19 protein-coding genes, 1 tRNA gene and 2 pseudogenes are annotated in these 18,390 nt (G+C 41.1%); 8 read left to right on the top strand and 14 right to left on the bottom strand.

The window, feature by feature from the left end; all coding sequences use genetic code 11:
• Nucleotides 1–65: 65 nt before the first annotated feature.
• The 3 genes from S3O_RS0102460 to S3O_RS0102470 all read right to left on the bottom strand — a co-directional run bounded on the left by S3O_RS0102460 (nucleotide 66) and on the right by S3O_RS0102470 (nucleotide 2,710).
• Nucleotides 66–866, bottom strand: a complete 801-nt coding sequence (locus S3O_RS0102460; protein WP_010597476.1) for a metal ABC transporter permease — start codon at nucleotides 864–866, stop codon at nucleotides 66–68.
• 51 nt (nucleotides 867–917) lie between these two features.
• Nucleotides 918–1,715 carry a metal ABC transporter ATP-binding protein gene (locus S3O_RS10810; protein WP_010597477.1) on the bottom strand — a complete coding sequence of 266 codons (798 nt, stop codon included), beginning with the start codon at nucleotides 1,713–1,715 and terminating at the stop codon, nucleotides 918–920.
• A 68-nt stretch (nucleotides 1,716–1,783) separates the two neighbouring features.
• Nucleotides 1,784–2,710, bottom strand: coding sequence for a metal ABC transporter solute-binding protein, Zn/Mn family (locus S3O_RS0102470; protein ID WP_235776154.1), 927 nt, complete (start codon nucleotides 2,708–2,710; stop codon nucleotides 1,784–1,786).
• Between the two features lie 109 nt (nucleotides 2,711–2,819).
• Between S3O_RS0102470 and S3O_RS0102475 the strand changes: the two genes are divergently transcribed.
• From S3O_RS0102475 to S3O_RS20620, 3 genes are all read left to right on the top strand, one after another.
• Nucleotides 2,820–3,656, top strand: a complete 837-nt coding sequence (locus tag S3O_RS0102475) for a ParA family protein (RefSeq protein ID WP_010597479.1) — start codon at nucleotides 2,820–2,822, stop codon at nucleotides 3,654–3,656.
• Nucleotides 3,657–3,693: 37 nt separating this feature from the next.
• A complete protein-coding gene (locus S3O_RS0102480; protein ID WP_010597480.1) occupies nucleotides 3,694–4,389 on the top strand; it encodes a ParB/RepB/Spo0J family partition protein in 696 nt (231 codons plus the stop codon).
• A 71-nt stretch (nucleotides 4,390–4,460) separates the two neighbouring features.
• Complete coding sequence (locus S3O_RS20620) at nucleotides 4,461–4,553, top strand: hypothetical protein (protein WP_456238849.1); 93 nt, start codon at nucleotides 4,461–4,463, stop codon at nucleotides 4,551–4,553.
• A gap of 221 nt (nucleotides 4,554–4,774) precedes the next feature.
• On the opposite strand, the gene S3O_RS0102485 is transcribed toward S3O_RS20620, so the two are convergent.
• The 5 genes and pseudogenes from S3O_RS0102485 to S3O_RS0102510 form a co-directional block, all read right to left on the bottom strand.
• Nucleotides 4,775–4,867, bottom strand: a tRNA-Ser gene (locus S3O_RS0102485).
• A 63-nt stretch (nucleotides 4,868–4,930) separates the two neighbouring features.
• Complete coding sequence (csrA, locus tag S3O_RS0102490; RefSeq protein ID WP_010597481.1) at nucleotides 4,931–5,140, bottom strand: carbon storage regulator CsrA; 210 nt, start codon at nucleotides 5,138–5,140, stop codon at nucleotides 4,931–4,933.
• A 206-nt stretch (nucleotides 5,141–5,346) separates the two neighbouring features.
• Complete coding sequence (locus S3O_RS0102495; RefSeq protein ID WP_010597482.1) at nucleotides 5,347–6,567, bottom strand: aspartate kinase; 1,221 nt, start codon at nucleotides 6,565–6,567, stop codon at nucleotides 5,347–5,349.
• Nucleotides 6,568–6,608: 41 nt separating this feature from the next.
• Nucleotides 6,609–9,220: pseudogene (alaS, locus tag S3O_RS13375) on the bottom strand (alanine--tRNA ligase).
• A 270-nt stretch (nucleotides 9,221–9,490) separates the two neighbouring features.
• Nucleotides 9,491–10,006 (bottom strand): hypothetical protein, encoded by a 516-nt coding sequence (locus tag S3O_RS0102510; RefSeq protein WP_010597486.1) that lies wholly within the window; start codon nucleotides 10,004–10,006, stop codon nucleotides 9,491–9,493.
• A gap of 202 nt (nucleotides 10,007–10,208) precedes the next feature.
• On the opposite strand from S3O_RS0102510, the gene S3O_RS17015 reads away from it, so the two are divergent.
• Nucleotides 10,209–10,439, top strand: a complete 231-nt coding sequence (locus S3O_RS17015) for a hypothetical protein (protein ID WP_156792694.1) — start codon at nucleotides 10,209–10,211, stop codon at nucleotides 10,437–10,439.
• A gap of 166 nt (nucleotides 10,440–10,605) precedes the next feature.
• On the opposite strand, the gene S3O_RS0102525 is transcribed toward S3O_RS17015, so the two are convergent.
• The 5 genes from S3O_RS0102525 to S3O_RS19390 form a co-directional block, all read right to left on the bottom strand.
• The gene (locus S3O_RS0102525; protein WP_010597488.1) at nucleotides 10,606–10,944 is read right to left on the bottom strand and encodes a hypothetical protein; all 339 of its coding nucleotides are present in this window, start codon (nucleotides 10,942–10,944) and stop codon (nucleotides 10,606–10,608) included.
• Nucleotides 10,935–11,282, bottom strand: a complete 348-nt coding sequence (locus S3O_RS0102530) for a hypothetical protein (RefSeq protein WP_010597489.1) — start codon at nucleotides 11,280–11,282, stop codon at nucleotides 10,935–10,937. The genes S3O_RS0102525 and S3O_RS0102530 overlap by 10 nt, the downstream gene beginning before the upstream one ends.
• Before the next feature lie 364 nt (nucleotides 11,283–11,646).
• On the bottom strand, nucleotides 11,647–11,814 hold the full coding sequence (locus S3O_RS17020; RefSeq protein ID WP_156792695.1) for a hypothetical protein: 168 nt from the start codon (nucleotides 11,812–11,814) through the stop codon (nucleotides 11,647–11,649).
• A 76-nt stretch (nucleotides 11,815–11,890) separates the two neighbouring features.
• On the bottom strand, nucleotides 11,891–12,037 hold the full coding sequence (locus S3O_RS17025) for a hypothetical protein (RefSeq protein WP_156792696.1): 147 nt from the start codon (nucleotides 12,035–12,037) through the stop codon (nucleotides 11,891–11,893).
• Nucleotides 12,038–12,810: 773 nt separating this feature from the next.
• The gene (locus S3O_RS19390) at nucleotides 12,811–12,939 is read right to left on the bottom strand and encodes a hypothetical protein (RefSeq protein ID WP_268869404.1); all 129 of its coding nucleotides are present in this window, start codon (nucleotides 12,937–12,939) and stop codon (nucleotides 12,811–12,813) included.
• A 250-nt stretch (nucleotides 12,940–13,189) separates the two neighbouring features.
• On the opposite strand from S3O_RS19390, the pseudogene gyrB reads away from it, so the two are divergent.
• The 4 genes and pseudogenes from gyrB (at nucleotide 13,190) to S3O_RS0102560 (ending at nucleotide 17,327) form a co-directional block, all read left to right on the top strand.
• Nucleotides 13,190–15,650 (top strand): annotated as a pseudogene (gene gyrB, locus S3O_RS20020) (DNA topoisomerase (ATP-hydrolyzing) subunit B).
• A gap of 147 nt (nucleotides 15,651–15,797) precedes the next feature.
• Nucleotides 15,798–16,289 carry an LD-carboxypeptidase gene (locus S3O_RS15110; protein ID WP_010597494.1) on the top strand — a complete coding sequence of 164 codons (492 nt, stop codon included), beginning with the start codon at nucleotides 15,798–15,800 and terminating at the stop codon, nucleotides 16,287–16,289.
• On the top strand, nucleotides 16,190–16,744 hold the full coding sequence (locus tag S3O_RS15115) for a S66 peptidase family protein (protein WP_083827610.1): 555 nt from the start codon (nucleotides 16,190–16,192) through the stop codon (nucleotides 16,742–16,744). Before S3O_RS15110 ends, S3O_RS15115 begins: the two co-directional genes overlap by 100 nt.
• Nucleotides 16,745–16,748: 4 nt before the next feature.
• Nucleotides 16,749–17,327: a YggT family protein gene (locus S3O_RS0102560; protein ID WP_010597496.1), complete on the top strand. Its 579-nt coding sequence runs from the start codon at nucleotides 16,749–16,751 to the stop codon at nucleotides 17,325–17,327.
• Nucleotides 17,328–17,513: 186 nt separating this feature from the next.
• Here the strand turns inward: S3O_RS0102560 and S3O_RS0102565 are convergent, their stop codons facing one another.
• Nucleotides 17,514–18,173 (bottom strand): LuxR C-terminal-related transcriptional regulator, encoded by a 660-nt coding sequence (locus S3O_RS0102565; RefSeq protein WP_010597497.1) that lies wholly within the window; start codon nucleotides 18,171–18,173, stop codon nucleotides 17,514–17,516.
• Between the last annotated feature and the right edge of the window lie 217 nt (nucleotides 18,174–18,390).

The raw sequence follows: 18,390 nt of genomic DNA on the forward strand, positions 1-18,390 counted from the left end.
ACTGTTTCACACAATAAAAAATCCATGCTTGAAGATTTTTTTTGGCGTGATTCAACGCATGATAGTTATGTGTTTTTTAATTTAGTGAGGACACTTAAAAAATAAACTATCGCGACCAAGAAACTGATCCAAAAAGGAATCGGCCAGTCGGTGATAAACGCCATTAAAATACCGCTCCAAACAATGAAAAGGCTCAATAGAACCGTGATCACAAGACCACTGAGTAAGTAACGCGACCAATTCAACGCGGCCGCGGCGGGCCCAATTAATAAAGTAAACACCAATAAAACACCAATTACTTGACTGACTACACTCACCGCGACGGCAACACTGACCATAAATAAAGTGTTCACTAAAGGAATACAGACCCCTTTCGCTTCGGCTAACTCAGGCTCTAAACTTGCAAAAAATAAAGGTCGTGCGATAAACGCGATCAACACTAAGCTGAGTCCGCCCATCCATAACATATTATTAAACGCCCGCTGCGAAACCCCAAGTAAATTACCAAATAAAACGGACATTGCCTGAGAGGCGTAATACGTATAAAAATGTAAAAATAACACGCCAAAACCTAAGGCTAACGCTAAGATAATACCGATAGCGAGATCACTTTTGTTAACACGATGCCCTAACACACCCATGCCGATCCCCGCCAATACAGTTAAGCCGAGTTGACCGGTAAACGGCGTAAGATTCAATAAACCGGCACCCGTTGCGCCTGCAAAACCAATATGGCCGAGCGCATGTCCGGCAAACGCTAAGCGACGTAGCACCATAAAATAACCGACAGTCCCAGCGACCAGCGCAGCAAAGGTTCCGGTAATTAATGCTTGGCGAAGCAAATCCCATTCAATAAAATTAATCATAATCTGTCGATTTACAGTGATGCATTGCGAGTGAGATACCTGTTTCTTTATTCACAACAAAACGTTTTTTTCGTGCTCGATGACTTGAATGTCGCGATTATACAATTCACTGAGTTTCTGACTCGTAATCACCTCCGCAACCGAACCTAATGCCGCGTTGCCTTTGGCTAAATAGAGGACACGACTCACACTACTGAGTAAGGGATTGATGTCATGCGAAGTCAATAAAATTGTGATTCCTAATTCTAAACGAATCCGATTCACTAACGTCACTAAGGTTTCTTGATAATACGGATCCAAATTCATCAAAGGTTCATCGAGTAATAATAATTGGGGTCGATTTAATAAGGCTTGTGCCAACAGTAAGCGTTGACGTTCCCCTCCGGATAATAACGCATACGCCTTATGCAGAATCGGCTCAGCATTCACTAACGCCACGACCCGATCGATTTCTTGTTTTTGTGCGCGATCAAGCCAAGGAATACCCCACTTAAACCCATTGAGTTGTGCACTCAACCAGGCGTAGGCACTCAACGCACTGTCCATCCAAGGCTGACGGGTTTGTGGCATATAACCGACCAGTGATGAACCTTTGCGCACCGGTTTTTTTCCGAACACCCGAATTTGACCGGACTGACTCGGGACCAAGCCAAGAATTGCGCGCAATAACGTACTCTTCCCGGCACCGTTGGCGCCTAAAATCGCAATAAATTCACCTTGGCAAATGGTTGCATTAAAATTAGAAAAAATAACTCGTGAGCCATACGCTAAGCTCAGCGCAACAAAACGCAATGCCTCGCCGTTCTTTATCGGGGCAGTTTGACTATCCGTCATCTTTTTTTGACTCACTTGAATTTCCTAATGAAAGAGATTTACTTCGTCAAGTCACACGATACGTTATTGAAAAAAAAACCAATCTACTTAGTAGAAGAATGCGCCGCAGAAAGTAACTTGTCTTTTTCAGAAAAATTTAGTAGTTGCTCAAGGATACTACGCATCCAGGTTTGATAAGTCTGATTTTGAGGCTGCGTTTCAGTGACGCCAATGATTTGGATAGAATGTTGCTTAGCCAAAGTTAACAACTGACTCACTAAAGGACTACTGACTTGCATATTGTAGAATAAAATAGCGATTTGCCCTTGACTGAGTTGTGTTCGAAAATCAGCGACCTGGCGCGGAGTAGGATCGATACCATTCATCACACTAATTTGAAAATCCTGGCCATGCATGATTAAACCCAATGCTTTGGCCATTTCACCAAAAACCGGCTCGGTTGCGATCACATTCACCCCAGACAAACGTTTTTTCAATTGCTGGATTTTTTCTTCGAGCTGCTGTTGTCCTTGCATAAACACACGGTAGTTAGCTTGATAACTCGATTGATGCACCGGATCCTGTTTACTTAGAACATCTTTCAACACGGTCGCATAAACGCTCATTGTGTTCACATCATACCAAATATGTGGATTATCCCCTTCTTTTTTCCCAAGTAACGTGCCCATACAAACTACCGTTGTCGATCGTCGATGATCACGGGCTTCTAACAGGCGTTTCATCCACGTATCATAACCCAAACCATTATAGACAATCAGATCCGCTTGGTTTAAACCTTGTACGGTTCGAGGCGTCACTTCAAATAAATGCGGATCTTGGTCTGGCCGACTTAGAATACTTTTGACTTCGACGTTATCTCCACCGATCGCTTTCGCTACGGCTCCATAGAAATTTTCAGCTGCGATAATTTGCACAGAGCGCGCAAAACTGGGCACGCTGAATACGAGACCCAAGAAAAGTACTAACATAGTACGTAGTTTTCGTGACGGAGTTTGTTGATTTAATCGCATATTATGAACTCAAAAAAAGATAACCAAGGAAATTGATCATCTAAGCTTAGCAAGTTGCTGTTAAATGATTATACTATACCAAACTTGTCAAGACAGAAAATGAGGGCTTATGGGCAAAGTGCTGGCGATCGTCAACCAAAAAGGGGGGGTAGGTAAAACCACCACAAGTATTAACCTCGCCGCTTCCATTGCTTCGTTTGGGCTCAAAACGCTTTTAGTGGATTTAGACCCGCAAGCCAATGCCACCACCGGCTGCCTAGTTAATAAAAATAGTTTACAAGGGACGATGGCGGAAGTGTTTCTCGGAGAGAAAACCGTATCACAAAACCTCCTATCGACCTCAGGCCATTTTGATTTGCTGCCCGGGTCAGGAGAATTGATTCAAGCTGAAATTCAACTCCTAAAAACACCACAACGCGAGTACACGCTAAAAAAACTGCTCGATCCCGTTCTAGCTCATTACGACTATATTTTTTTTGACTGCCCACCTTCACTCAATATTTTAACCGTCAATGCGTTAGTCGCCGCCCATGCCGTGATTATTCCTGTACAGTGTGAATACTTTGCTTTGGAAGGATTAAGTAATCTACTTAATACGATTCAAAGTTTACGCGCGAGTGTCAATTCGACATTAGCTATCCATGGGATTGTGCGAACGCTCTATGACGGACGTAATACGTTAACCAAGCAAGTATCTGAACAGTTATTAATCTATTTTAAAGATAAACTGTATCAAACCGTGATCCCACGAAATATTCGTTTAGCCGAAGCACCAAGTCATGGTCAACCGGCTTTGCTCTATGATCCTCATTCGACGGGGAGTCAAGCGTATGTTAATTTGGCAAAAGAAATATTAACCCGTGAAGGACTTCCTGGCTTTGGTGAGCCGCTTGCGACCGCCTTGCCACCGCGGCTCTGCTTAAAAAGCGTGACCAATCCGGCTTAGTTTCTTCTCCTGATGTGGCTATGGAACAGGTGTCTTAATGAAAAAGAAATTGCGTTTGGGTCGTAATTTGGATGTTCTTCTCAGTGGTCAATCTTTAGAAACGTTGGTCGCCGAAGCCCCTGAAAAGGAAACATTACGTTATTTACCAATCGAATATTTACAACCGGGTCGTTATCAACCGCGACGTAAATTTGATCAAGAAGCGTTAAGCGAGCTAGCCGACTCGATTCGAACACAAGGGATTATTACTCCATTAATTGTCCGTCCGCTAGAAAGCAATCGCTATGAACTGATTGCCGGTGAACGCCGTTGGCGTGCGGCACAGTTAGCTGAACTCAGTGAAGTCCCGGTGCTCATTAAAGCACTCACCGATGAAACCGCATTAGCCATTGCGTTAATTGAAAATATACAACGCCAAGATCTCAACTCGATTGAAGAAGCTGAAGCGATTCGCCGTCTTATCGATGAGTTTAATATGACTCACCAACAAGTGGCCGAAACATTAGGTCGCTCACGAACAACGATCACGAACTTACTCCGTTTGTTAGAGCTAGAACCTTCCGTAAAAACCTTATTACTTTGCGGGCAAATTGAAATGGGTCATGCTCGTGCTTTATTAAGCTTAGAGCCGCTTCTACAAAAACAATTAGCTGAGAAAATAGTTAGCGATCAATTATCTGTCCGCGCCACCGAACGCTCGGTACACACCTATCTGCAACCGACAAAAAAATAGCGCGCAACCCTCTCGATGCAGATGTCCAGCAATTACAAAAAACGTTATCTGAAAAACTCGGTGCCAAAGTCATTTTTCAACAACAGGGGTCGAGCAAGGGAAAAATGGTGATTTGTTATAATAATTTGGATGAATTAGAAGGCATTCTTAAACATATTCAATAAACCACAAACCACACTAAGAAAGAAGAAAGAGTCAAAAAATATCTTTTAACCCAACTCACTCACCACACATGTTTATCCTGGATAGGTGCAAATCCGCAGCGATAAAGAAAACGTACTGTTGATAGATGAAGAGATGACGTTTCAATCATTACGCCTTGAAACCGTCATTCTTTCTTTTTTTATTTTTAATTGTTTTTATTGAGTTGTCTAAATAAAAGACCTGGCGGAGAGAGAGGGATTCGAACCCTCGATGGGGTATCAAGCCCCATACTCCCTTAGCAGGGGAGCGCCTTCAGCCTCTCGGCCATCTCTCCGACGTTGAGGCAGGCGAGTATAGCATTACCTACTGTTTTATAAAATAGGTACGCGTTCGTTTCTTACTCATTTACGTCTGGTACAGAACTCGCATCCGGGCCTTGTTGTTTTTCTTGTTGGATACGCTGATAAATCTCTTCGCGGTGAACCGAAACTTCCTTCGGTGCATTAATTCCGAGTCGAACTTGATGGCCTTTTATACCGAGCACGGTAACGGTAACATCGTCTCCAATAATCAGTGTTTCGCCAATACGTCGTGTTAAAATAAGCATCGTTATGATTCTCCTTTGGTTGACCCATTTTATAGATCTATATGTATTACCTGATCTCCGTTATTTATCTCGCCAACAAAATAAGACACAAATCTACATATAGATATTTTCGGACTTAGTCTACCCACCCAACCTTAAGGAAAACTTAATGCATGGAAAAAAATTCCGTGCTTCTTCGATCGTTTCAGCTTATTTTTCTCCTCCACTTAACCGTCACTTAAACCAAATGCCTCGTGCAATACTTGAATCGCTCGTGCCACGTGTTCTTTATTCATAACCAGCGAAATTCTCAACGCAGAAGAAAAAAGAAGCTGAATAGGAATATCTTCTGCCTGCAACACTTGAAACAACGTATGAATAATCTCTGCGTGAGAATGTAATCCGGTTCCAATCACTGACAATTTCGCGATCGCTGTGTCACTGAGCACCGATTCTGCATCACCACGATGGACCAGGCTCTGAAAAATTTCTGTCGCTGGTTGCAACTCAGTTTTTGCTAAAGTGAACGTAATATCCATGTGTGTTTTTGAGGTGAGCTGTTGAGTCAGCATATCAATTTCTATACCTGTAGTTTTTAACAGCGCAAAAAACTCGGTTAATGTTTTTTTATCGCTCTTTAAACCTTGAATAGTGATTTTTGCTTCTTGTTGGCTCGCGCTAACACCCAATACTTTGGCGCATTCTAAACCAGATTGATTCGCTTGAATCAAAGTCCCAACGGCCTTGTTTTCAAAACTGGAAAGCACGCGCAACGGCATGGCAAACTTGCTTGCCAACTCAACGGCTCGATGTTGTACTACTTTCGCTCCCGCTCGTGCAAACTCAGTCATTTCGCTAAATCCAATTTCATTTAGACGCTTCGCTTGGGCAACGACCCGGGGATCGGCGGTGTAAATGCCATCCACATCAGTATAAATTTGGCATTCTTTAGCTTCTAGTATAGCGGCTAATGCGGCAGCAGTCGTATCGGACCCACCGCGGCCGAGTGTCGTCAAATGACCCTCTTCTGAAATTCCTTGAAATCCGGCAATAATCGGAATACGACCCGCTTCCAGATCTTGGCGAATCAGTGTGGTTTCGATGTTCAAAATACGTGCTTTTTTATGGCAACTGTCTGTATAAAAAGGGATATGCAAACTATCGTAGGAGCGTGCTGAATAATTTTTAGCCAGTAGGGCGATGGCTAACAACGCCGTAGCCACTTGTTCGCCGGTGGCCAACAACGCATCGTATTCTCTTGGATCGGGCTGATCAGTTAACGCCTTGGCGAGTGAAATGAGTCGATTCGTTTCACCACTCATCGCAGAAACCACGACCACTACGTCGTGCCCTTGACGCTTAGTTTCAATAATTTTATCCGCTATTTTCTGAATTCTCTCTGTGCTCCCAACGGAAGTCCCCCCATATTTTTGAACAATCAACGCCATAAACCACTCCTAAATTAAAAAAATAGTTGTTATATTTCCTCTCAAGCATAGTTGCGATTTAACTGGGTCTCTACCCACTGTTTCGCATTTTTTAAGGCTTGGTCTAATCCTTCTACGCCCATACAGCCAGCTTGTGCAAAATCAGGACGGCCACCCCCTTGCCCGCCTAAAGATTGCGCCAACATTTTTGCTAAATCATTTGCTTTCATTTTGGCAGTTAATTCTCGACTCACACCGACTAATAATTGGATACGTCCTTGATCGGTACTCGCCAAAACAATCACCGCTTGCGAAAGTTTATTTTTTAGTTGATCCAATAATTCACGCAAACCGGAGGCATTAATTCCATGGATTTCACTGACAAGAACCTGAATGCCTTTTATCTCGATGGCTTGAGCAATCAGTTCATCGCGCATCATTGTCACAATAGAGTGCTGTAGTTCATCCATCCGCTTCTGCAAATTGTGTTTTAAAGTCAATTCATTGTGTGCTTTTTCAAGTAGCCTCTCTGGCGCTACTTTAAAAAGCTTAGCTAACTGTTGAAATTGATCTTGCAAAGCCATGACCCAATCTAAAGCCGCCTGCCCGGTTACCGCCTGAATACGGCGGACTCCTGCAGCAACTCCCGCTTCTTCCGTAATTTTGAATAAACCAATCTCACCGGTTTGCTGAACATGTGTTCCACCACAGAGTTCTTTAGAAAAATCACCCATCGTTAACACACGAACGTTTTCCCCATATTTTTCACCAAAAATAGCGATAGCCCCGGTCTTTTTTGCTTCCTCAGCACTCATAATCGTGGTTTGCACGCAATAATTATCGCTTGATTGACCACCACTTCAATTTCACATAAATTTTCGGCACTTAATGGCTGAGCATGTGAGAAATCAAAGCGTAAACGGCTCGCTTCCACTAAAGAACCTTTTTGTTGGATATGCTCACCGAGTACCTGACGCAACGCAGCGTGAAGAAGATGGGTCGCTGAGTGATTCGCACGAATCGCCTGGCGTGACACCGGATCAACGTGGGCGTGTACCGAATCACCGCTATTCAACTGGCCTTTTGTGACTCGTCCACAATGAAAGATCACATCACCTTTTTTAAAGGTCTTTTCTACAGAAAAAACACCCGAAGGTCCTAGTAATTGCCCTACATCACCCACTTGCCCACCGCTTTCCGCGTAAAAAGGAGTTTTATTTAAGACAATCTGCCCTGACTCACCCGTAATCAGCTGCGTGACCAATGCACTGTCTTTAAATAAATGCATAATCGACAACTGTTTATCAATTAAGGTGTCATAACCTGTAAATTCTGTGGGTACGGTTTGGGTGAATGCGGGCATTGAATCGAGCCCCGTAAATTGGCTGGCTGCTTTCGATTTATTGCGTTGAATATGCATTTCCGATTCAAAGCCGGCACGATCAATTTGAAAACCACGTTCTCTGGCGACATCCGCCGTCAAATCCACGGGAAAACCATAGGTATCATATAAATGAAATAAAACCGAACCACTGAGCTGTTTTTCTTCCGCGGCTTGTATCAATTCCGCTTCAAGCAATTTCATCCCCTGTGTTAAGGTTTTCGCAAATTGTTGTTCTTCGCGCCGCAAAATATGTTCAATAAACCCTTGTTTCTTTATTAAGTCCGGATAAGGCGCTTGCATTTGTTCGGCCAACACCTTCACTAAACGATAGAAAAATGGGCGACCTAAGCCTAATTTATGACCATGTCGCAAGGCCCGCCGAATAATACGTCGTAACACATAAGCGCGGCCTTCATTGCCAGGTAATACGCCATCAAAAATGAGAAACGTCGCGGAACGAATATGATCAGCAATCACCCGTAACGAAGTATGTTGTGTATCACTTAATCCTGCTTCCTTCGCGGCGGCCTGAATCAGTGGTTGAAATAAATCGGTATCATAGTTATTGGTGACACCTTGCATCACCGCGGCTAAACGCTCTAAACCCATCCCCGTATCAATGGACGGCTTCGGCAAAGCCAGTAGTTCGCCTTCTGACGTCCGCTGGTATTGCATAAACACTAAATTCCAAATTTCGACGTAGCGATCACCCTCGGCGTCCGGGCTTCCGGGTGGGCCACCCGCTACGTGTAGGCCGTGATCATAAAAGATCTCTGAGCACGGTCCACACGGGCCCGTATCCCCCATCGACCAAAAATTATCTTTTTCACCACAGCGTGAAAAGCGCGCCGGATCGATTTTCAGTTCATTTAACCAAATCGCTGCCGCCTCATCATCGTCTTCAAACACGGTCACCCAGAGTTTCTCGGGCGAAAGACGAAGTTGTTCCGTTAAAAAGCGCCAAGCGTAGATGATCGCCTCGCGTTTAAAGTAATCCCCGAAACTAAAATTACCCAACATTTCAAAAAAGGTATGGTGCCGCGCCGTGTAGCCGACATTTTCAAGATCGTTGTGTTTACCGCCCGCGCGGATACAACGCTGCGCGCTGGCTGCACGTGTATAGGGTCGGTGCGCTGTCCCTAAAAAGACCTGTTTAAAGGGGACCATTCCCGCATTGGTAAATAGTAAACTCGGATCCGCTTCTGGAATCAATGAGGCAGAGGGCACTACCACATGTTGCTGGGTTGCGAAATAATCGAGAAAGAGTACACGTAACGTACTAGCATTCATAACCAACTCTGCAGACAAAACCCAAGAGTATCGCCTTAACGGTTTTTTCTGTCAATAATCGATCTTTTTTTACTTTTCTTATTTTAAAAAATAAGCCGCTTGGAAGCTTACTTTTATTCTTGGTAAAAATTTTAAATGATACTTCATTTTGTAACCCAAAAATAAGCTTGTCATCAAAGAAAACCACTCACTCTGGAAATCCAATTTGTATTATTTAGTGTGTGATTCAATGCGGGCATAGCGTACACTGGCCATGAGATGGGCTGTTTTTTAGATGCAAATGGGGGCAACACATTTGAAAAAAAGTATATACTGAAGAGAAAGAAGCGAATCATTCCCCGCTTCCTGCATGACCCAATCTATAAAAGGCGGTTGAGAAAATTCTTCATTGGGAGACGGTATATTATACAATACAATACAATACAGCACCGACCCATCCTTCTTGCTGAGCAGTTTCTTTTTTCGTTTTTTTTGCTTAAAATTATTCCCTGGTAAATAAAACCCAGCTGTATTATTCGAAATCTCGACCGTTTTAGGTATGTTGCGTTGCTCACTATTTGTAAAATAGGCGGGAGAAGACTTAGATTGAGGCAGTACATCCAAAACAACCTTTCGTTTTTGACGTCTTATAGCCAAGGCTTCTTGTTCTGCAAATTGTAAAGCCTGCGCTTCTAAACCCTGGCAATTACCACGTAAAAACTCATCACCTAAAACACACTGAATAAAATAAGCTTGTTTGAGCAAATTGATAATCGATTCCGGATTGGATGTGGTTGCTAATACCACATTGGTCCAAGGCTTGCCATAAATTATATACTAAGCCGGCTAATTCTTCTGCCGAAAAAGAGGGCTATCTAGATGCGGAGTCTATCCTAACTCAAAAAAACAAACTCAATTCTACGTATAATCTCAACAAGAATAGGATGTTCAGACCAATCATAAATTCTCCGTAATTCGTCCATATCAGAAGAAAAAGATGGCGTTGATCGTGAATAAGCTGAAAAATAATCAAACTCAATCGCTTTACGCAAACTTTGTTGGCGGTGAGATTTTGAATCACCACCTGACTATCAAAAGCTTCAAAAAAAATAGGCGCCTGGCGAGTTTAACAAAGGTTGAGAAGCCTGTGTTCTACGTAAAAAGTCAGGGTGAAATAAAGATGGCGCGGGTCGCCAGTTCAGCACAGTCAAACGATCTTCAGACATTGTCTCAACATTAAAAGGTTTAAGTTGTTTAAAGAAATTTTTTACTCTTTCAAACTGGGCACTGAAATACTTACCACTTTCTCTAAAAAAATTTTTTAATTTTTTCGACAATATCTCATTTCCTTGTACAATATCTGGCTTGAAATTACTTAATGTATCGATGATGTCAGCATGTAACAATTAGTCATTAAAACACTCACCCCGTTCAATACACTGCACCGCCACGGTTGTCGTAATTTGGCGTTGATAATCACTTACGCCTCGTTTATCTGCTTCCTGGTTAACCAACGTATAGGCTTGTTGTTTTAATCTTTCTTTACTTTGTTCGTCTAATACCCGAGGAGCCACACGGTTAACGTAAATAATCGCCGTATTTAAAAAATGCATAAAAGAAAACACTAAATCATAATGTGCGCTACGATTTATACCTGAATGTAGCCCATTTAACACTACTTTTCGAATATGAGTTGCCATTCGAAATGGTTTACCTTTATTTTTTTGAGGAGGAATTAAATACATAATTGAACTATCCAATTTTGGCTTAGGCATTTTTTTAAAATACTATGTTCTCGTATATAAGCAAATCGATTAATCACTCGTATAAATTGCATTAAATCATTATTCTGTGTGGAAAGCGCTACTAAGTTAGCTTTATCAAGACGTGAGGCAAAAGAAGGCGCTATGGATAAAAGTGTATTCAAATCCTCTATATGAGCAATAAACTTTGGATCAGTGATAATTTTTTCACATAATTCTTGTTTATCCTCTCGACTCAATGTATAAATATATTCTAGGCGAAGTAAACTCGTCAGAAGATAACGATCTATTACTTTTTCTTTTTCATTAAAAAACTCCACCCAAGATAATTGAAGGTTTCTCGGAAAATAATAATAAAAGTAAGAGTGCTTCGATACCTCGACATCGTCCCACCGAGTCGGTCGTTATAAGCCAATTTTTTGAATTAAACGTTCTGTTATCGTGATACGAAAAGATTTTTCTGCCTTCACTAAGGTTGTTTCATCTTGAAAATATAAAATTTTATGCCAATTAAAATTTTCATCTACCCCGAGCTCATCTAATGTAGCACTTAACTTACATTGGATTACCGGATAGGTATTTTGTGTATCTGCTGCAATTTGTAAAAATATTTTATGGTATTACTCACTTAAGTAGGTAACCCGATGGTCGGCCGTAAGACTTGTAGAGAGCTCATGAATATAACTACGCTGTAACCTGAAATCCGGGAAAACTTTTCCCATATTCTAGGACATTCACTGGAAAACGATAGTCTTTGGCATAGATTAAGAAGTAATTTCGCGCATGCAGTTCATGGGATAAAGTTGACACGCTATTTAAATCACAAAGAATTTCTTGGTAGGTTCTGGGCAAAGCAAAAGGACGACGAGCTGCGACTTCGTACGCGACATTGGTGATATAATCGCGTAATAAGTAATAAATTTTTGTTTTAGCGTTTTTTTAAAGACTTCAGACATAAATTGATTTCATTCACTAAGAAATAACAATTATCTATACACTGCTCAAGACCATCATTGACTAAAAATTCTTGCATAATTTTTTTCCGCTGTAAAATATCTAAATTTTTATCATTCAAAAGAACAGCAATCTCCTCTAATTTTTTTACCTACTTCTTTATAAAAAATAGTTACATAATCGGATTGAGGTTGCGTAATTCTTTCAAAAAATTTTAATAGACCTAAAGAAGGAATCTCAGGCTGGATTGTCACGCCTGAAAAAAACTTTGAATATGGTTACTAATAATATAGAGCTGGTTTTGTAATTCGCTATAGTTGGGATTGCCCTGCAATTGGGTTAAATTATTATTTAAACCTGTATAGTAAATCGGGTCTAATTCAGAAAGGTCATAAATTTGTTTTTTAATTGATCGTCTAATGCTTTTTTTCTTCCACTGTAATTATTTTTTCTGAGTCTGTATTGAGATAAGCAAGAAATGCTTCTGTAAACAAAGCATCTTCATCTATATCAGTTTCCTTTTATTTATTTAAAATAATCAAATATTAATAAAAAGCGACAGAAGCTATTTTCATTCTATTTACACTTTAATATTTATTCATTTTTAAATGAAAAAAACGACTTATTATTCAATATAATTGATTAAACAATAAATAAAAAATTAATTTTAATGAAAAATATTCTCATAAAAAAATAACTTTCTATAAATAAAATTGATCATATGTGAAAAAATATTTTTTACAACTCACTTATTCAGATTGATCATGTAAGCCATTCGATATTTTTCATCCATTGAGGTTAACCCTCCTCTGCCTTTTATCACAGAAAAGAAACTCATCATGGATGTGAGACAAATATCTGCATCACTCAAGCTGACTCTTTTTAACTTCCTGATTATTTTTTATTTAGCTCCCCAAGCTTATCTTTTTTAAGACTTTTATTAATCATTAAAGATAAAAATAAAAAAGAAACTCCCTTTTTACAAGTCCAAAGTAAATACCCCCATAGCCCCCCTTTTTTCATCCGCAACCGCTCTGAACTCATTTCTATACAAAATCTGCCAATAAGCTCCTTTAAAAAAGAAGAGGTTAAACCCTATTTTTAAGTTTTGAGTTACCACTTAAACAGGTTTTACCCGTCAACTTGTGGTATAATTGGCCTTTTTCAGCTTGCCGTGCGTATGTCGACTAAAAACCAAATCCGAGAAGATACTACTGATTTATCTACCGCCACACTTGAAACGGCGGCCAACACCGAATCGATTCTTGAGCCGATGGTTTATCCTGGAGAGGAGGAGAATTTGCGTCCAGACAACAATGCAAAAGAGGCCCCAGCCGATTATGACTCTTCAAGCATCAAAGTCCTCAAAGGCTTAGATGCGGTCCGAAAACGTCCCGGCATGTACATTGGTGATACAGATGATGGGACCGGATTACATCACATGGTCTTTGAAGTCGTTGATAACTCAATCGATGAGTCATTAGCTGGCTACTGTACGCAAATTGAAGTCATTTTGCATACTGACGACTCGGTCACGGTTAAGGATAATGGACGTGGGATCCCCGTCGATATCCACACTGAAGAAGGCCGTTCCGCCGCGGAGGTCATTATGACGGTCCTCCATGCCGGCGGGAAATTTGATAATAACTCCTACAAAGTCTCCGGCGGACTCCATGGCGTCGGGGTTTCTGTCGTCAACGCGTTATCTGAAAAGCTAAAACTGACGATTCGCCGAAATCAGCAGGTCTATGAACAAACCTATTTATTAGGTGTCCCCACCTCGCCTCTGCGCATTACCGGTGAAACGCAAGAGCGAGGCACGGAAATCCGTTTTTATCCAAGTAAAACGATTTTTCAACATAATAATACCTTTCATTATGATATTTTACTGAAACGTTTACGCGAGCTCTCGTTTCTCAACTCAGGCGTTGCCATTCATTTAATCGATGAACGCAGCAATGAAGAGATCATATTAAAATATGAAGGTGGTATTAAAGCCTTTGTTGAATATCTAAATCAAAATAAAACGTTGATTCATAAACAACCCTTTTATTTTACCGCTGAAAAAGACGATATTACGCTAGAAGTGGCTTTGCAATGGAATGACACGTTCCAAGAAACTATTTTGTGCTTTACGAATAATATTTCACAACGCGACGGGGAACCCACCTTGCCGGTTTTCGTGCAGCATTAACGCGAACCCTCAATACCTATATTGATCGTGAAGTCGCGAGCAAAAAATTAAAAGTTTCAACCAGTGGTGAGGATACCCGTGAAGGGTTAACCGCGGTGGTTTCGGTTAAAGTACCAGACCCCAAATTTTCCTCGCAAACAAAAGATAAACTGGTTTCATCGGAAGTAAAAGGAGTCGTCGAGGCGCTGACAGCCGAAAAATTAGAAGCGTTTCTTCTGGAAACTCCGCAGGATGCCAAAGCCATTGCAATGAAATTATCGATGCGGCGCGCGCTCGAGAAGCGGCACGAAAGCGCGTGAAATGACACGTCGCAAAACGGCATTGGATATTGCGGATTTACCAGGAAAACTCGCTGACTGTCAGGAAACGGATCCCGCTTTATGTGAATTGTTTATTGTGGAAGGTGACTCCGCCGGCGGTTCAGCCAAACAAGGACGTAATCGCCGTTATCAAGCTATTTTGCCGCTAAAAGGTAAAATCTTAAATGTCGAAAAAGCGCGGTTTGATAAAATGATTGCTTCAGAAGAAGTGGGTACACTCATTACCGCGTTAGGCTGTGGAATTGGCCGTGATGAATATAAACCGGATAAATTACGCTATCATCGCATCATCATCATGACCGACGCCGATGTCGATGGATCGCATATTCGTACATTACTGCTGACGCTATTTTATCGACAAATGCCTGAACTTTTGCAGCGCGGAAATGTTTATATTGCACAACCACCGCTTTATAAAATAAAAAAAGGGAAACAGGAGCAATATTTAAAAGATGATGATGCGCTGCAACATTATCTCACCCATACCGCACTCCACGAAGCGGCACTGTATCCTCATTCTGATGAGTTGCCGATTCATGGCATTCCCTTAGAGAAGCGCGTCATGGCTTATCGTAAAGCACAAACGGTCATTAATCATTTGTCGCGTCGTTATCCGAGTGAATTATTACAGGCGGTGCTTGATCTACCCCCACTTTTTAAAGACAGAAGAAGCCCATGTTGCCGAATGGGCGAAACAGTGGGAACAACAACTACGTCAACAAACCAATTGTGAAGCGGTTATTTATCGCGTGCATTATACGAAAAATACGGAACGTCATGTATTTTTGCCGTTTGTCACCGCGTTATCGCATGGCACCGAAACCACTTATAAATTTAGCTACGAGTTTTTCGACAGTCCCGAATACCAATGTTTATTCGCTCTGGCCAGTGAAATCCACGGTTTAATTCGTCCTGGCGCTTATATTCAGCGTGACGAGAAAAAACAATCCATTAAAAATTTTCAAGAAGCCTACGATTGGTTACTCACGGAAGCGCGCCGTGGGCAGGCTATCCAGCGTTATAAAGGTTTAGGTGAAATGAACCCGGATCAATTATGGGAAACCACAATGGACCCGAATACACGGCGTCTACTGCGCGTGACGATTGAAGATGCCATTACCGCCGATCAAATTTTTACCACGCTGATGGGCGATCAAGTCGAGCCACGTCGTGATTTTATTCAACAAAACGCTATCGACGCGAACTACTTGGATATTTAAACGTGGAAGTCGAACTTCCCATCAGTGCTTCCATTGTATATGAACAACGACTCGTTAAACGCGGTGAAATATCACCGCGTTTAACGAACAAGGTGAGCGAACCACGTTCTCGGAAAACCTGCCCTTTTTTAAAGTTTTGACAGAACTATGAAAGAAAGAAGCTACCAGGCTTGGAAACCACTTCAACCGGGCGCCATCATTGATTTGATTGCTCCAGCGGGACGTTGTCCGGCCGAAGCACTTCAAAAAGTCGATACATTACTCCATCATTGGCAATTAATTCCACGCCGTGATCCAAAACTATTAGGCGATGATTTACTGTGTGCGAACAGCGATGAAGAACGTTTCAGCCAATTAAAACAAGCCTTATACAATACGGATTCGAGTGCAGTGTGGTGTTTACGTGGTGGTTATGGGTGTACTCGCCTGATTCCTAACTTATTACCGGTTGCACCACCTACTTTAAATAAGCTATTTATTGGTTTTAGTGATATTACGACCCTCCATCTTTTTTACAACAACAATGGCATTGGCAAACCTTGCATGGGCCTTCCGCCCATCAAGTTGCGCAGGGTCATATTGATGATCAGAGTATTAATGAACTCAAGCAAATTATTTTTGGCCAACTGCCTCAACTGACGTTTACTCTAAACCCCTTAAACACAGTGATTCGTCGTTGCTCTCCTTCCAAACATGACGCAAACAAGCGATTTGAATCAACGCTAATAGGAGGAACGTTAACGTTAGTTCAGGCGAGTTTAGGGACTTCATGGCAAATTACCGCCAAAAATAAAATTCTTTTTCTTGAAGAGGTCAATGAAGCGCCTTATCGAGTTGATAGAATGCTCCAACATTTACAACAAGCGATTTGTCTAACAGAATTAACGGCTTTAGTATTTGGTGATTTCATCACCACACTGAACCAACGCGCGTTGATGGGCGCTGTGTTACAGCGCTTTGCCGAATCCCTGCCCATTCCTGTTTTTTCTTGCCCAGGAATTGGCCATGGAAAAACAAATCGTAGCTTAGTTTTTGGTGCACCGACCCACTTAGAATATGATAAACATCAACTAACAATTCAAATAACAGGTTAATATTATGTTCAATACGTTACATGACGGAAGTCTTTTTCTGATTCAACTGCTTTTTGATTTGGCTTTATTCCTTTTTTTAGCACGCATCATTTTACAATGGATCGATACGAACCGGTATAATCCTTTATTTTTATCGATTGCTAAATGGACGGATCCACTTCTCAAACCACTCTACCGCTTATTACCTCCTGTGCGAGGTATGGATTTTTCAGCGATTCTCTTATTAATTACATTAGCGACCGTCAAAATCGCATGCTTGTTTAAAGGGCAAACTGGGGTTTTACCTCATTTTCCAGGTTTATTGGTTCTCGCTTTTGCCGATTTACTCCATCAACTACTCAACCTATTTTTCTATGCCACGATGATCTTAACGCTGTTGAGCTGGATTAGCACGCCGGTTTCTCACACTCCATTGATTGAAGTTTTAGTGCGGATGACAGAACCGTTGTTAAGGCCCCTGCGTCGTTTTCTTCCCAGTGTATCCGGTTTAGATTTTTCACCACTTGCGTTAATGATTGGTCTGAAACTATTAACCCTCGTCATCGTACAACCTTTAATGCAAATTGGTCAGCAACTTAGCTAAAAGTTAGCGGTGAATTTGTCAGTCGTTTTTTCATTTCTTGTTTGTTGTCGGTCATGGCGGTTTCGTTACGCGTTTACGCATCGAAATCGCCGCCTATCCCTGAGAATGAAGTCACTTCTCGATGTGGCAACTTTAATTAATTCTTATTAGTGAGCCGATGGGCTGGAATTCTCTTTCCTTTGAAAATTAAAAAGTACAGCTATCTGTGATGATTTTCCAGATATCGGGCTCTCCCAATATATAAGTAAATCCATATTGAATCGCCTTTGCTCGGACTTCTTCGATAGAGTGACATTGAAATTTTATTTTCAACGCTTGCGTATACCACTGTACGGTTGCATGAGAAATTTGCAGAATAAATGCTATTTTTTTAAACGAGCAGCCATAGAGAAGATACCGGAAAATCTGTAATTGGCGGCGCGTTAAATACGCGTTATAAAACGCTTCACCCAAATAAAATCGTTGTTTTTCTGCATCAAACCGACCTCCCCGTTTAATACAAAGCGTATCAGTGATATCAAAACAAGAACCTAAAACACCAATACAGCGATTATTTTTATTCATTAATTGCGTTTTTGTCACTAAAATGTTGGCAACTTTATTCACTTGGGTTTGAATTTCAGGAATATTCACCCATGATTTGCCATTGATCACTAAAAAATCACCTTTATGATAGTAATCTGCATGCTCTTTCCAAGAAAGATCGTTATCTGTTTTCCCCACAATCTGACTCGGCGAATCAAGACCCGCCGATTCGGCATAATCTTCATTACAAAAAAGATATTTTAAATTTTTATATTTAGCAAAAATATAGAGCGGTTGCTTGGTTAATACATTTTCAAACATAATTTTACTCTTACACGTTTATTTGAAGGTTTTATATTATCTAAATAAAATAAGAATTAACCCCTACAAAATGAGGATCAGCTGTCGGTCAATGTTGATAAAACTCGTAAGAATTTAGCGAATCATTTTTTACTTAAAAACAAATAATAAAGCAAGTTGCTTTGATATGATCCGATAAATCATTTCGTTTAGATACAATATAAATTGCGTGACTTTC

Source organism: Rickettsiella massiliensis 20B, assembly GCF_000257395.1.
Lineage (GTDB): Bacteria > Pseudomonadota > Gammaproteobacteria > Diplorickettsiales > Diplorickettsiaceae > Diplorickettsia > Diplorickettsia massiliensis.